Genomic DNA, 239 nt, shown 5'->3' on the forward strand with positions numbered 1-239 from the left:
CCTGAAATGGAAGCTGTTCAGAAAAAAATGAAGGAAGCAAAGACAAAAGAAGAACAAATGCAATATCAGCAAGAGATGATGGCATTGTACCAAAAACATGGTGTCAATCCGTTAAATATGGGTTGTTTACCAATGTTAATTCAAATGCCAATCATTATGGGTCTTTACTTCTCAATTTTATATTCTGCCGATGTGAAATCACATATGTTCTTATGGTTTAGCTTAGGTTCACCAGACAT

General features: G+C 34.7%; 1 protein-coding gene. It reads left to right on the forward strand.

The window, feature by feature from the left end; all coding sequences use genetic code 11:
* On the forward strand, positions 1 to 239 hold a 239-nt coding region (gene yidC, locus SB660_RS23565; RefSeq protein WP_410585007.1), incomplete at both ends, for a membrane protein insertase YidC.

Origin of the sequence: Bacillus sp. SIMBA_005 (genome assembly GCF_046535585.1) — a bacterium.
Classification (GTDB): domain Bacteria; phylum Bacillota; class Bacilli; order Bacillales; family Bacillaceae; genus Bacillus; species Bacillus pumilus.